Genomic DNA, 13,940 nt, shown 5'->3' with positions numbered 1-13,940 from the left:
CTCTGTTCACCCGGGGTTGTGTCGCTCCACGTGAGGGCCTTCGAGCATGCAGGCATGACGCAGATGACTCGTGTCAGGGCCTCCTCCTTCGCCCTGGCCGCCGCCCTCCTGGCCGGCCTCGCAGTACCGGCGGCCGCGGCCGCCGCCCCGCACGGCCCCGTCGGGAACGGCACCGTTTCCTCCCACGGACGCATACCGTTCACCGCCGCCACGGTGACCGCGCACGACGACGGTTCGTACACCGTGGAGTGGAAGGCCCCCGGCACCCGGCACGTCGCTGTCCGGGCCAACGGCCGTACCGTCGCCTCCGGTGGTTCCGCCGGCAAGGTCACCGTGCGCGGGCTGCCCGCCGCCGACCGCCAGTGGTTCGACCTGGTCCCCGCGCACGGCGGCTCGCTGCACCTCGCCGACCGGCTGATCCGGCTCCAGGGCGCCGTCAACTTCCGCGATGCGGGCGGCTACCGCACCTCGGACGGCCACTGGGTGAAGATGGGCGAGATCTACCGCTCGGACGCCCTCGACAAGCTGACGTCCGCCGATCTGGCGAAGCTGCGTCGGCTGTCCGTCACCACGGTCTTCGACCTGCGCATGGAGTCGGAGCGCGCCGCCGCCCCGGACCGGGTCCCGGCCGGTGCGACGCATGTCGTCGCGGATGTGCTGGCGGGGTCACCGACGTTCACCGCCATGCCGGCCACGGCTGCCGAGGCCGAGGCCATGATGGTCGACGGCGAGAAGTTCATGGTCAGCGGAACCACCGCCAAGAAGGCCTACCGCACCGTGTTCTCCGGCATCGGTGACGACAGCGCCCGCGCGGTCGTCTTCCACTGCACGGCGGGCAAGGACCGCACGGGCTGGGCGAACGCCGCCCTGCTGACGGCCCTCGGGGTGCCGCGCTCCACCGTGATGGCCGACTACCTGGCCTCCAACGACTACCGTGCCGAGGCGAACGCGGCGGCACTCGCCTCGATGCCGGCGGCGCAGGCCGCGGTCTACAAGCCGCTGCTCGACGTCCGGCCCGCGTACCTGAACTCCGGGTTCCAGGAGATCTCCGAGACGTTCGGCTCGTTCGGCGCGTACGAGAAGCAGGCACTCGGCCTGGACGCCAAGGACGTGCGCGCGCTGAAGCGGGACCTGCTGGTCGGCTGATGCCAAGCGCTCCTCGCACCACGCTGCCCCGTACCGGATCCCTCCCGGTGCGGGGCAGCGCCGTGCCCGTACCGAGCCGCGTGAGGAAACACGAAGAAATAAGACACACGGTGTCCGGTTTCGCGTCGACCATGGGGCCATCGGTTCCCGACTACGACCTGCGTGGGCCGGGGCGGAACAAGCAGATACGAACCCCAAGGAGACGCATGCCCGACACCTCGGCACCGGCACCGGCACTCCACGGAAAGATCGCCCTGGTCGCGGGGGCCACCCGCGGCGCCGGGCGCGGCATCGCCGTCCAGCTCGGCGCGGCGGGTGCGACCGTCTACGTCACCGGCCGCACCACCCGGGAGCGGCGCTCCGAGTACGACCGGCCGGAGACGATCGAGGAGACCGCGGAGCTCGTCACCGCCGCCGGAGGAACCGGCATCGCGGTGCCGGCCGACCACCTCGTGCCGGACGAGGTCCGCGCGCTGGCCGAGCGCATCGACGCCGAGCAGGGGCGGCTCGACGTGCTCGTCAACGACATCTGGGGCGGCGAGCGGCTGTTCGCGTTCGACAGGCCGGTGTGGGAGCACGACCTCGACGACGGGCTGCGGCTGCTCCGGCTGGGCGTGGAGACACACGCGATCACCAGCCACTTCCTGCTGCCGCTGCTGGTGCGGCGGCCGGGCGGGCTCGTGGTCGAGATGACCGACGGGACAGCCGCGTACAACAGCGCGAACTATCGCAACTCCTACTTCTACGACCTGGTCAAGAACAGCGTGCTGCGCATGGCGTTCGTGCAGGCACACGAGTTGAAGCCGCACGGCGGTACGGCGGTGGCGCTCACCCCGGGCTGGCTGCGCTCGGAGATGATGCTGGACGCCTTCGGTGTGGCCGAGGAGAACTGGCGCGACGCGCTGGCCACGGTGCCGCACTTCTGCATTTCGGAGAGCCCGTCGTACGTGGGGCGAGCCGTCGCCGCCCTGGCCGGGGACGCCGGCCTCGCACGCTGGAACGGCCGGTCGTTGTCCAGCGGGCAGCTCGCCCAGGAGTACGGCTTCACCGACCTGGACGGCTCCCGCCCGGACTGCTGGCGCTACCTGGTCGAGGTCGACGCCGCGGGGAAACCGGCGGACGCGGCGGGATACCGGTAACCGTTGGGTCGAGGGGGCGCCACGGGGGCGCCTCCTCCTCGGCGAAGACGCCCTCGACGGACCGGGCGGTGGGTGCCCGCAGGAGCCAGCGGTTCAGGGTGTCGGGATCGACGCGAACATGCGCGCGAAGAGGCCGCTTCCGAAACTCCGGAAGCGGCCTCCACTCCCGCCCTACTGCGGCAACACCGGCAGCAGTTCCGGCAGATGCCCGTCCGAGGCGGCTGCCGCCGTCACCCGCTCCTGCGGCACCTCCCCGTACAGCGTCGTACGCGGCTTCGCCGGCCGGCCGGCCGCCTCGGCCACCGCGACCAGGTCCTGCACCGACTTGTACGAGCCGTAACTCGACCCGGCCATGCGGGAGATGGTCTCCTCCATCAGCGTGCCGCCCAGGTCGTTCGCGCCCGAGCGGAGCATCTCCGCCGCGCCCTCCGTGCCCAGCTTCACCCAGCTGGTCTGGATGTTGGTGATGTGCGGGTGCAGGAGGAGGCGGGCCATCGCCGTGACGGCGCGGTTGTCGCGGTCGGTGGGGCCGGGGCGGGCGATGCCGGCCAGGTAGACGGGCGCGTTCGTGTGGATGAAGGGAAGCGTCACGAACTCGGTGAAGCCGCCCGTCTCCTGCTGGAGGTTGGCGAGGGTGCGCAGGTGGCCCAGCCAGTGGCGGGGCTGGTCGACGTGGCCGTACATCATCGTGGAGGAGGAGCGCAGGCCCACCTCGTGGGCCGTCCTGATGACCTCCAGCCAGTCCGCCGTCGGCAGCTTGCCCTTGGTGAGGATCCAGCGGACCTCGTCGTCCAGGATCTCCGCCGCCGTGCCGGGGATGGAGCCGAGTCCGGCCTCCTTCGCGGCGAGGAGCCAGTCGCGGATCGACATGCCCGTGCGGGTCGCGCCGTTGACGACCTCCATCGGCGAGAAGGCGTGCACGTGCATGCCGGGCACGCGCTCCTTCACCGCCCGCGCGATGTCGAAGTACGCGGTGCCGGGCAGGTCCGGGTGGATGCCGCCCTGCATGCAGACCTCGACCGCGCCGACGTCCCAGGCCTGCGCGGCCCGGTCGGCGACCTGGTCGAGGGAGAGGGTGTACGCGTCGGCGTCGGTGCGGCGCTGGGCGAAGGCGCAGAATCGGCAGCCGGTGTAGCAGACGTTGGTGAAGTTGATGTTGCGCGTGACGATGTACGTGACGTCGTCGCCGACGACGTCACGACGCAGGGTGTCCGCGATGCGGCAGAGCTCGTCCAGGGCCGGTCCGTCCGCGTGCAGCAGGGTGAGCGCCTGGGCGTCGGTCAGCTTCGTCGGGTCGTCGGCGGCCTGGCCGAGGGCGCCCTTCACGTCGGTGTCGATGCGGGACGGGACCATGCCGGGCACCGCCGCCTCGCGGAGCGCCTCCCAGTCCCCGTACACCTCGTCGAAGTCGTCGCGGCGGTCGCCGGTGCGGCCCTCGGTGTCGATGGTGCGGTGCAGGTCGGTGCGGCCGGAGGCGTTGAAGCCCTCGTCGGGCTCCTGCCAGGGCAGGCCGGCCGGGATGGCGCCCTCCTTCGCGAGTCCGGTCTCCGGGTCGGCGAGGGCGCGGACGTGCGGGAGCAGGCGGGGGTCGAGCCAGGGCTCGCCGCGCTGGATGAACTCCGGGTAGATGGTGAGGCGTTCGCGGAGCTCGAAGCCCACCTCCGCGGTCCGTACGGCGAGTTCGTCGATGTGCGGCCAGGGGCGCTCGGGGTTCACATGGTCCGGGGTGAGCGGGGAGACGCCACCCCAGTCGTCGATCCCGGCGCCGACGATCAGCGCGTACTCCGCGTCGACGAGGTTCGGCGGGGCCTGGATGCGGGCGGACGGGCCGAGGATGTGACGGGCGACGGCGATGGCGGCGGCCAGTTCCTCCAGCTCCGCGTCCGGCATGGCGCGCATCGCGGTATCGGGCTTGGCGCGGAAGTTCTGGACGATGACTTCCTGGATGCCGTGGTAGGCGCGGGCGGTCCTGCGCAGCTCGAAGAGGGAGTCGGCGCGCTCCTCGTACGACTCGCCGATGCCGATGAGGATGCCGGTGGTGAAGGGGACGTTGGACCGGCCCGCGTCTTCGAGTACGCGCAGGCGGACGGCCGGTTCCTTGTCCGGGGAGCCGTGGTGGGGGCCGCCGGGCTCGGACCACAGGCGGGTCGCGGTCGTCTCCAGCATCATGCCCATGGACGGGGCGACGGGCTTGAGGCGCTGGAGGTCGGTCCAGGTCATCACGCCCGGGTTGAGGTGCGGAAGGAGACCGGTCTCCTCCAGGACGCGGATCGCCATGGCACGTACGTACGCGAGGGTGTCGTCGTACCCCTCGGCCTCCAGCCACTCCCGGGCCTCGGGCCAGCGGTCCTCCGGCCGGTCGCCCAGTGTGAACAGCGCTTCCTTGCAGCCCATCGCCGCACCCTCACGGGCGATGGTGAGGACCTCGTCCGGGGAGAGGAACATGCCGTGGCCCTCGCGCCGGAGCTTGCCGGGGACGGTGACGAAGGTGCAGTAGTGGCACTTGTCGCGGCAGAGGCGGGTCAGCGGGATGAAGACCTTGCGGGAGTACGTGATGACACCGGGCCGGCCCGCCGCCTCCAGACCCGCGTCCCGCACCCGGGCGGCGGAGGCGGCGAGATCCGTCAGATCGTCGCCGCGCGCCTGGAGCAGGACGGCGGCCTCGGCCACGTCGAGGGCGACACCGTCTCTGGCACGCTTGAGGGCACGTCGCATGGAGTTGGTGGTGGGGCGTCCGCGCTGAGGATCGGTCATGAACCGAGCATACGAGCGAGTAGCCGGCCGGTGACCGGCCGGATCTCCCGCAGGTCACCCACGCCCCTGGCGCCTCGGCCGCACAAGGGCCCTCGACCCGTAGGCTCGGCCCGGTGATGGAAACGATCGTCTTCGACATCGGCGAGACACTCATCCGCGACGACCGCTACTGGGCGTCCTGGGCCAACTGGCTCGGCGTCCCGCCACACACGCTGAGTGCGCTGGTCGGGGCCGCGGTCGTCCAGGGCCGGGACAGCGCGGACGCGCTGAGCATGCTGCGCCCCGACATGGACGTCGCCGAGGCCTCACAGGCACGCGCCGCCGCCGGGCGCGGCGAGCACCTGGACGAGTCGGACCTCTACCCGGACGTCCGCCCGGCGCTGGCCGAACTGCGTGCGCTGGGCGTACGGGTGGTGGTCGCGGGCAACGGGACGGTACGGGCCGGGGAACTGCTGCGGGCGCTGGACCTGCCCGCGGACCTGGTGGTCACCTCGGACGAGTGGGGCGTCGCCAAACCGGACCCGGAGTTCTTCGCCCGCGTCCTGGAGGTGTCCGGCTCGGACCCGCAGAAGACGCTGTACGTGGGCGACCATCCGGCGGGCGACCTGTTCCCGGCCAAGTCCTCCGGGCTGCGGGCGGCGCACATCCGGCGGGGCGCGTGCGGGTACTGGTGGGCGGACCACCCGGACGTGGTGGAGACCGCCGACTTCCGCGTCAACGCGCTGACGGAGCTCCCGGCCCTCCTGAACAGGACCCCGGACGCGCCGGTGCCGCCGCGCCCGCGGGCGTTGCGGGCGCTGTAGCCGCACCTGGCGTACGGACCGGGCCCCGCTACGGGCGGGAGACCCGGCCGCTGACGCAGCCGCTCAGAGGTACGGCAGCTGGGCCGACTTGGCCTTCACGTACGCCTCCCGGGCGGCCCTCGTCTCCGGGGCGTCGGACACCTCCGCGACCGGCACGTCCCACCAGGCCCCGGAGGACGGCGCGGGCACCAGCGGGTCCGTCTCGATGTGGATCACCGTGCACCGGTCGGAGGCCCGGGCCCCGGCGAGGGCCTTGCGGAGCTCGGCGACCGTGGCGACGCGCAGGACGTCCGCGCCCAGGCTCGCCGCGTTGGCCGCCAGGTCGACGGGCAGCCGGTCGCCCTCCAGCGCCCCGCTGTCCGGCTCGCGGTAGCGGTACCAGGTACCGAAGCGCGGGACGCCGACCGTCTCGGAGAGCGCCCCGATCGACGCGTACCCGTGGTTCTGGACCAGGACCACGATGAGCTTGACCCCTTCGGCGACGGCCGTCACCAGTTCCTGCGCCATCATCAGGTAGGAGCCGTCGCCCACCATGACGAAGACCTCGCGCTCCGGGGCGGCGAGTTTCACGCCGAGCCCGCCGGCGATCTCGTAACCCATGCAGGAGTACCCGTATTCGACGTGGTACTGCTTCGGGTCCGCCGCCCGCCAGAGCTTGTGCAGGTCGCCGGGGAGCGATCCGGCCGCGCAGATCACCACACCGTCCTCGCCCGCCGCCTCGTTGACCGCGCCGACCACCTCGGACTGGGCCGGCTTCGGGGTGTGTTCCAGGTGGTACGCGGCGTCCACGGCCGTGTCCCAGTCGCGGGCCAGGGCCGCGGTCCGCGCGCGGTGCTCCGGCGGCACCTGCCAGCCCGCGAGCGCGTCGGTCAGCGCCTCCAGGGCCTCGCGGGCGTCGGCGACCATCGCCAGTCCGGCGTGCTTGACCGCGTCCGTCCGGGCGACGTTGATGTTGAGGAACCGGACGCCGGGGCCGGCGAACTGGGTGTGCGAGGCGGTCGTGAAGTCGCTGTAGCGGGTGCCGATCCCGATCACCAGGTCGGCCTCGCGGGCCAGCGCGTCGGCAGCCGTCGTGCCGGTGTGCCCGATGGCACCGGCCGAGGACGGGTGGCCGTGCCGGAGCGAGCCCTTGCCCGCCTGGGTCTCCGCGACCGGGATTCCGGTGGCGCGGGCGAAGGCGTCCAGCGCCTCGGTGGCCCCCGCGTAGACGACGCCGCCCCCGGCCACGACGAGCGGGCGGCGGGCGTCCCGGATCATCCGGACGGCGTCGGCCAGCACCTCGGCCCGCGGAGCCGGCCGGTCGATGCGCCACACCCGGTGGGCCAGGAACTCCTCGGGCCAGTCGTAGGCCTCCGCCTGCACGTCCTGGGGAAGCGCGAGCGTCACCGCGCCGGTGTCCACCGGGTCGGTGAGCGTGCGTACGGCCGCCAGGGCGGCGCCGATCAGCTGCTCGGGACGCGCGATCCGGTCGAAGTAGCGGGACACCGGCCGGAAGGCGTCGTTGACCGTCACATCGCCCGCCCACGGCATCTCCAGCTGCTGGAGCACCGGTTCGGCGACGCGGGTGGCGAAGGTGTCCCCGGGCAGGAGCAGCACCGGAAGCCGGTTGATGGTGGCTCCGGCCGCTGCGGTGATCATGTTGGTGGCCCCGGGGCCGACCGAGGAGGTACAGGCGAAGGTCGAGAGGCGGTCGGACATCCGGGCGTACGCGGCGGCGGTGTGCACCATCGCCTGTTCGTTGCGGGCCTGGTAGTACGTCAGGTCGCGGTTCTCCCACAGCGCCTGCCCCAGCCCGGCGACGTTGCCGTGACCGAAGATGCCGAAGCAGCCCGCGAACAGGCGCCGGCTCTCCCCGTCCCGTTCGGTGTGCTGGGCGACCAGGAAGCGCACCAGCGCCTGGGCGACGGTCAGCCGGGTCATGATGTCCCTTCCGTGGAGGGTGTGGCCTCAGTGGAGTTCCAGGTGTCGCGGATCCAGGCGTGCGCCGGGTCGTCGGTGATCCGCCAGGCCCGCTCGTCGTGCGGGCCCGCCATCACGTTGAGGTAGTACATCGGGTAGCCGGGCAGGGCAGCGGAGGGGCCGTGCCAGCCGTCCGGGACCAGCACGACGTCACCGGTGCGGACCTCGGCCGTCTCCCCGGCGGGGCCCGGCGGGGAGCCGCCGAGCCGGTGGTGGCCGAAGCCGCCGCGGCCGATCTCGAAGTAGTAGACCTCCTCCAGCTCCGACTCCGCCGCGGTGTGCTCGTCGTGCTTGTGCGGCGGATAGCTGGACCAGTTCCCGTCCGGGGTGAGGACCTCCACCACGATCAGCCGGTCGCAGGCGAAGCCGTCGGCGCTGGCCAGGTTGTGGACCCGGCGCAGACAGGAGCCCGCGCCGCGCGTCTCGACCGGGACTCCCCCGGCCGGTCCGCGGCGGAACGGCAGGTCCCGCACGGCCGTACCGCTCGCCAGCGCGAAGCGGCCGCCGCCCGGGCTGCTGATGACGGCGTCGCTGCGCCGGGGGACGTACGCGAAGTCGCTCACGCCCTCGAAGACGCCGGGGCGCCCTGCCAGTTCGAACTCCTCGGCTCCGCAGCGTACGGAGCAGGAGCCGGACAGCGGCAGCACGATCACCTCGCGGTCCTCCGTACCGAAGGGCCGCGAGCCGCCGGGGCCGAGTTCCAGCACCCGCAGGCCGGTGTGGCGCATGCCGGTGTCCACGGTCCAGGGGCCGTGCGCGGTGCTGCCCGCGGGCTGATGGCCGTCCATGGCGTCTCCTCTCACAGCAGGCCGACGGCGGTGTCCACCGCTGCGGCCACGTCGTCGTCGGGCGGGTAGAGCAGCGACCGGCCGACGACCAGGCCGCGCACGGTGGGGAGCCGGAGGGCCTTCTCCCAGGAGGCGTACGTCTCGTCGGGGGTGCCCGGAGGGTCCCCGCCGAGCAGCAGCGCGGGAAGCGTCGACGCCTCCATCACCGCTTCCATGTGGTCGACCACCGGAACCTTCAGCCAGGTGTAGGCGGAGGTGCGGCCGAGGCCCTGGGCGATGGCCAGCGCGCGCGTCATGGCCTCGGGGCGCAGGTCGTTGACGGCTCGCCCGTCCGGCCCGCGCCTGACCCAGAAGGGTTCGACCAGGGCCGTCAGCCGGCGGTCCGCGAGCGCGGAGACGGCGTCAGCGCAGCCTGCCAGGGTGGAGGCGGTGGCGGCGTCGGCCGGATCGATGCGCAGGAGCATCTTCCCGGCGTTGAAGCCCATCTCCTCGATCGAGGCCGCGTCGTAGGCGGTGAACCGGTCGTCCATCTCGAAGACGGTCTCCGGTACGCCCCCGCGGTTCATCGAGCCGATGACGACCTTGTCCTCCAGGGCGCCGAGCAGCAGCAGGTCCTCCAGAACGTCGGGGGTGCCGAGCACCCCGTCCACGCCCGGGCGTTCCAGCGCGGTCAGCAGGCGGTCGAGGAGTTCCGCGCGGTTCGCCATGGCGTCGGGACGGCCGCGGACGGTCAGGGCGCCGCGGGCCGGATGGTCGGCGGCCACCAGCATCAGCCGGCCGGACGGCTGGACCATCGGACGCCGGCTGCGCCGCTGGGCCGCCTCCAGGATCGCCTCGGGCCGCAGGGCCCGGGTCTCCCTCAGGGTCTGGAGCGCTCCGTCACGCATGCGGTGCGGCTTCGTGGGTGTGCGCGTGTTCCATCATGTCCTCCACCTGGGGGGTAGTCGGCATGTCGGGGGCACAGAAGAGCCGCCCCGCGACGAAGGCCCCTGCGGCGTTGGCGAAGCGGAGGGTCCGCTCGAGTGGCCAGCCCGCGAGCAGGCCGTGGCACAGGGCGCCGCCGAAGGCGTCGCCCGCTCCGAGGCCGTTGACGACCCGGACGGGGTGGGGGGCGACGACGACCCGCTCGGTCGCGGTGCGTGCCAGCACGCCCGCGGGTCCTTGTTTGACCACGGCCAGTTCGATGCCGGTGGCCAGCAGGGCATCGGCCGCGGCGTCCGGATCGCGTACGCCGACGGCCGCCTCGCATTCGTCGAGGTTGCCGACGGCCACGGTGGCCCCCGCGAGAGCGGCCCGCAGCGCGGGCCCGGCCGCTTGCGGGGAGGGCCAGAGGCCAGGCCGGTAGTCGAGGTCGAGCACGGTGATCCCCGACCGGTCGCGGGCGGTCAGCGCGGCAAGGTGCGCGGAGGCGCTGGGTTCGGCGGACAGCCCGGTGCCGGTGACCCAGAGGAGCCCGGCCGCGCGGACCTCGTCCGGGTCCAGTTCCTCGGGGCGGATCTGCAGGTCGGGGGTGCCGGGCGGGCGGTAGAACCAGATGGGGAAGTCGTCGGGCGGGAAGACCTCGCAGAAGGTGACCGGGGTCGGGGGTCCGGCGACGGGGAGGACCCGGGCGTCGTCGACTCCGTAACCGCGCAGCTCGGTCCTGAGGTAGTCGCCGAAGGGGTCCTGCCCGGTGCGGCTGATCAGGGCGGTGCGTCGGCCGTGCCGGGCGGCGGCGACGGAGACGTTGGCGGCGCTGCCGCCCAGGTGCTTGCCGAAGGTCTCGACGTCGGCCAGGCCCACGCCCTGCTGGAGCGGGTAGAGGTCCACGCCGAGCCGTCCCATGACCAGGACCTCGGGCGGAGGCCCGGGGGCGCTCACGACGTCACCTTGCGCAGATGGGCGAGGGAAGCCACGACATCGGCCGACGGGCCCTCACCCGGGGCGGGTTCGGCGTCGAGGACGGTGTCCTGTTCGAGTACGTACCACCCGGTGTAGCCGGCCGCGTCCAGGGCCGTGGTGATCGCGGAGATGTCCACGTCCCCGCGTCCGAGCGGTTGGTAGAGGCCGCCCCGGACGGCGTCCGTGTACGTGACGTCCCCGGCCCGGACGCGGGCGGCCAGCGCCGCGTCGACGTCCTTGAGATGGACGTGGGCGATGCGGTCGGCGGCCCGGCGGGCCAGGGCGACCGGGTCGTTGCCGCCGGCCAGCAGGTGGCCGGTGTCCAGGCAGAGAGGGACGGAGCTGCCGGTGAGGACGCGTTCGACCTCGTCCGGGCCCTCGACCATGGTGCCGATGTGCGGGTGCAGGGTGGCGGTGATGCCTTCGGTACCGGCGTGGGCGGCGATCCGGTCGAGGTTGGCCAGCAGGGCGTCCCATTCCCGGTCCGTGAGTTCCGGGCGGGCGTCGTAGCCGTCGGATCCGGTGGCGGCGGCCAGGACCAGGGTCCGTGCGGAGCCGAACCCGGCCAGCGCGCGCCGCACTTCGGGGAGCGGGTCGCGGCCGGGGTCGTGGAGGACGACGGGGACGAATCCGCCGACGGCGGCCAGGCCGTGCCCGGCGAGCAGTTCCGCGCGAGCCTCCGGGTCCTGCGGCAGGAAGCCGTCGGGCCCGAACTCGGTCGCGGCCAGACCCGCTGCGGCCATCTCGTCGAGCACGCGCTCGGGGGCCATCTGGTGTCCCCAGCCGGGGACTTCGCACACACCCCAGGAGATGGGGGCTCCGGCGACGCGGATCATCGGCCCGCCTCCTCTACGCGTACGGGCCGGCCGGTGCGGCACGACCGGTCGGCGGCCTCGGCGATCAGCAGGGCGGCCAGCGCGTCGTCCCCGGTGCAGGGGCTGGGGCGGGTGCCCGCGGCGACTTCGGTGAAGGCGGTCAGTTCGGCGACGTACGCGTCGTGGAAGCGGCTGAGGAATCCGTCGTGGGAGACGGACCCGGGCTGCGGTCCGCCTGCGGTGAAGCGGAGGGGCGCGTGCGGGTCGAGGCCGGTGGCCAGGGTGCCGGTGGAGCCGGCCACCTCCATCCGCACGTCGTAACCGGCGCCGTTGTACCGGGTGGCGGTGCACGTCACCAGTGTGCCGTCGTCGAGGGTGAGGACGGTGACGGCGGTGTCGACGTCACCGGCGGCGGTGAAGCAGGAGTCGCCGCGGTTGGAGCCGGTGGCGCTGACCTCGACGACCTCACGGCCGGTGACCCAGCGCACGCTGTCGAAGTCGTGCACGGCGCAGTCGCGGAAGATGCCGCCCGACGCGGGCAGGTATCCGGCCGGTGGCGGCGCCGGATCGGCGGTGCAGGCCCGGACGGTGTGCAGCCAGCCCAGCTCGCCGGCGGCCACGGCGTCGCGCAGCGTGGCGTAACCGGCGTCGAAGCGGCGCTGGAAGCCGACCTGGAGCGGGACTCCGGTGCCGTCGAGCTCGGCCAGCAGGGCCTTGGTCCCGGCGAGGCTGTCGGCGATCGGCTTCTCGCAGAAGACGGGCACTCCGGCGCCGGCCGCGGCCCGTACGAGGTCCGCGTGGGCCGCGGTGGGGGCCGCGATCACGACGCCGTCCAGACCGGAGCCCAGCAGGTCGTCGAGGTCGGGGACGTGCTCGGCACCGAGTTTGACGGCCAGTTCGTACGCCTGGTGTCCGACGGCGTCGTGGAGGGCGACCGCCTTGACGGCGGGCAGTCCGATCAGGGTCTCGGCGTGGAACGTGCCGATCCGGCCGGTACCGATGAGTCCGATGCGCATGCGCGAATGCCTCCGGTTCGAGGAGGAGTGGATTCCTGTCTGATCCCTGCCCCTGATTTGTATCCTCAGCACTCACAACGAGTCAAGCATTTGTACTGACATATATACGTACTGAGCTGACGTCGAAGCGTGCGGCATACTGAGCGCCTGGCACTACGCGTCGAGGAGTCCCCATGGAATCGATCACCAGGCTGATAAGCATCGACCGCAGCAGTCCGGTGCCGCTGTACTTCCAGGTCGCGCAGCAGCTCCAACACCTCATCGAATCAGGCACGTTGGCGCCCGGCACCCGGCTGGAGAACGAGATCGCCCTGGCGGACAAGTTCGGACTCTCGCGCCCGACGATGCGTCAGGCCATGCAGTACCTCGTCGACAAGGGGCTCCTCGCACGCAAGCGCGGCGTCGGCACCCAGGTCGTCAACAACCGGGTGAGCAGGCAGATCGAGCTGACGAGCCTCTTCGACGACCTCCAGCGGGACGACCGCCGCCCCCGCACCGAGGTGCTGTCCCTGCAGACCGTGCCCGCCGCGGGCCCCGTGGCGGCCGCGCTCGCACTCGAACCCGGCACCCCCACGGTGGCACTGCGCAGGCTGCGTTACGCGAACGACGAGCCCATAGCCGTCATGCAGAACCATCTGCCCGCCGACCTGCTGACACTGACCGAGGACGACCTCACCGCACACGGCCTCTACGAACTGCTGCGGCGGTCCGGGGTCTCGCTGCGCACCGCCCGCCAGAACATCGGAGCCCGCAGGGCCACCGCGGCGGAGGCCCGCCTGCTGGGCGAGGGCCGCAGCGGCACCCTGCTCACCATGGAACGTACGGTCCAGGGCGACGCGGGCCGTCCGGTGGAGTTCGGGTCCCACCTCTACCGCGCGTCCCGGTACTCCTTCGAGATGACGCTGACCGCGCACTGAACGGCCCGGCGGGCGGCCGACGGACAGCGGCGGGCGGACAGCCGGGACACGTCAGCGCGCGGACAGCCGCCGCACGTCACCCACGCCCCACCGCCTCGACCCGCCGGGCCAGGGCCTCGTTCATCGCATGGAACTGCGGAAGCGTGTCGTCCCTCAACTGCCCCTCCACGAACGGCACCGCGACCCCGGTGAACGACTCGCTCTGTGTGACGCGGACCCGGCCGCCCCCGATCTCCTCGATCACGAACCGGTGCTCCCCGTCCGCGATCCAGCCGGGCCCCATCTTCCCGAGCCACCGCAGCTCCCGGCCCGGCTCCACGGTCAGGACTTCCGGGGTGAAGACGGTGTCCCCGGTCCTGTCGTGCATCACGTTGCGCAGGGTCGCGCCCTCTTCGAGCCGGCCGCCCTCCGACGTCACCCGCGTCGAGGTGAGGAACGGGTTCCACTGCGGATAGGCGGGCAGGTCGGTCAGCACCTGCCAGACCTCGTCGGGCGACGCCTCGATCTCGATGGACGCGGTCAGCCGGACGGGGTGGGTATTGCTCCACACCGTGTACCCGCCGAGCAGGGCGACGAGCGCCGCCCCGGCTCCCAGAAGTACGCGACGCCTGCGGCGCCGGGCGGGAACGGGAGCCTGATCCGGATCCCGGGGTGCCTCGGTCGGCGTGGAAGGTAAGGCGGTGGTCATCGTCGGACTTCCTCTCGTCAGGAGTTACACGGTC

Annotated in this window: 12 protein-coding genes; 4 read left to right on the top strand and 8 right to left on the bottom strand. The window is 72.6% G+C overall.

Annotation, left to right across the window (positions count from 1 at the left end):
- Positions 1-54 precede the first annotated feature (54 nt).
- Positions 55-1,146, top strand: a complete 1,092-nt coding sequence (locus OG959_RS22150) for a tyrosine-protein phosphatase (protein ID WP_326660986.1) — start codon at positions 55-57, stop codon at positions 1,144-1,146.
- Between the two features lie 206 nt (positions 1,147-1,352).
- Positions 1,353-2,285, top strand: coding sequence for an SDR family oxidoreductase (locus OG959_RS22145; protein ID WP_326660984.1), 933 nt, complete (start codon positions 1,353-1,355; stop codon positions 2,283-2,285).
- A gap of 171 nt (positions 2,286-2,456) precedes the next feature.
- Here OG959_RS22145 and OG959_RS22140 read toward each other — a convergent pair whose 3' ends face one another.
- Entirely contained in the window at positions 2,457-5,039 is a 2,583-nt protein-coding gene (locus OG959_RS22140) for a bifunctional FO biosynthesis protein CofGH (RefSeq protein ID WP_326660982.1), read from the bottom strand.
- A 116-nt stretch (positions 5,040-5,155) separates the two neighbouring features.
- Between OG959_RS22140 and OG959_RS22135 the strand changes: the two genes are divergently transcribed.
- The gene (locus OG959_RS22135; RefSeq protein ID WP_326666542.1) at positions 5,156-5,842 is read left to right on the top strand and encodes an HAD family hydrolase; all 687 of its coding nucleotides are present in this window, start codon (positions 5,156-5,158) and stop codon (positions 5,840-5,842) included.
- Between the two features lie 63 nt (positions 5,843-5,905).
- On the opposite strand, the gene iolD is transcribed toward OG959_RS22135, so the two are convergent.
- From iolD to OG959_RS22105, 6 genes are read right to left on the bottom strand one after another with little or no spacing between them, the layout of a single operon-like run.
- Positions 5,906-7,762, bottom strand: coding sequence for a 3D-(3,5/4)-trihydroxycyclohexane-1,2-dione acylhydrolase (decyclizing) (iolD, locus tag OG959_RS22130; protein WP_326660980.1), 1,857 nt, complete (start codon positions 7,760-7,762; stop codon positions 5,906-5,908).
- Positions 7,759-8,589, bottom strand: coding sequence for a 5-deoxy-glucuronate isomerase (iolB, locus tag OG959_RS22125; protein ID WP_326660978.1), 831 nt, complete (start codon positions 8,587-8,589; stop codon positions 7,759-7,761). Before iolB ends, iolD begins: the two co-directional genes overlap by 4 nt.
- Positions 8,590-8,600: 11 nt before the next feature.
- The gene (locus OG959_RS22120; protein ID WP_326660976.1) at positions 8,601-9,476 is read right to left on the bottom strand and encodes a Cgl0159 family (beta/alpha)8-fold protein; all 876 of its coding nucleotides are present in this window, start codon (positions 9,474-9,476) and stop codon (positions 8,601-8,603) included.
- Entirely contained in the window at positions 9,469-10,413 is a 945-nt protein-coding gene (gene iolC, locus OG959_RS22115; protein ID WP_326666540.1) for a 5-dehydro-2-deoxygluconokinase, read from the bottom strand. The genes OG959_RS22120 and iolC overlap by 8 nt, the downstream gene beginning before the upstream one ends.
- Before the next feature lie 32 nt (positions 10,414-10,445).
- The gene (locus OG959_RS22110; protein WP_442805608.1) at positions 10,446-11,306 is read right to left on the bottom strand and encodes a TIM barrel protein; all 861 of its coding nucleotides are present in this window, start codon (positions 11,304-11,306) and stop codon (positions 10,446-10,448) included.
- Complete coding sequence (locus tag OG959_RS22105; protein WP_326660974.1) at positions 11,303-12,301, bottom strand: Gfo/Idh/MocA family protein; 999 nt, start codon at positions 12,299-12,301, stop codon at positions 11,303-11,305. The genes OG959_RS22110 and OG959_RS22105 overlap by 4 nt, the downstream gene beginning before the upstream one ends.
- A gap of 173 nt (positions 12,302-12,474) precedes the next feature.
- Between OG959_RS22105 and OG959_RS22100 the strand changes: the two genes are divergently transcribed.
- Positions 12,475-13,218, top strand: coding sequence for a GntR family transcriptional regulator (locus OG959_RS22100; protein WP_326660972.1), 744 nt, complete (start codon positions 12,475-12,477; stop codon positions 13,216-13,218).
- Between the two features lie 76 nt (positions 13,219-13,294).
- On the opposite strand, the gene OG959_RS22095 is transcribed toward OG959_RS22100, so the two are convergent.
- Complete coding sequence (locus OG959_RS22095) at positions 13,295-13,906, bottom strand: SRPBCC domain-containing protein (protein ID WP_326660971.1); 612 nt, start codon at positions 13,904-13,906, stop codon at positions 13,295-13,297.
- Positions 13,907-13,940: the final 34 nt, after the last annotated feature.

The sequence above is a fragment of the Streptomyces sp. NBC_00385 genome, assembly GCF_035917155.1.
GTDB classification, from domain to species: Bacteria; Actinomycetota; Actinomycetes; order Streptomycetales; family Streptomycetaceae; genus Streptomyces; species Streptomyces poriferorum.
This window is presented reverse-complemented; position numbering and strand designations above follow the sequence as displayed.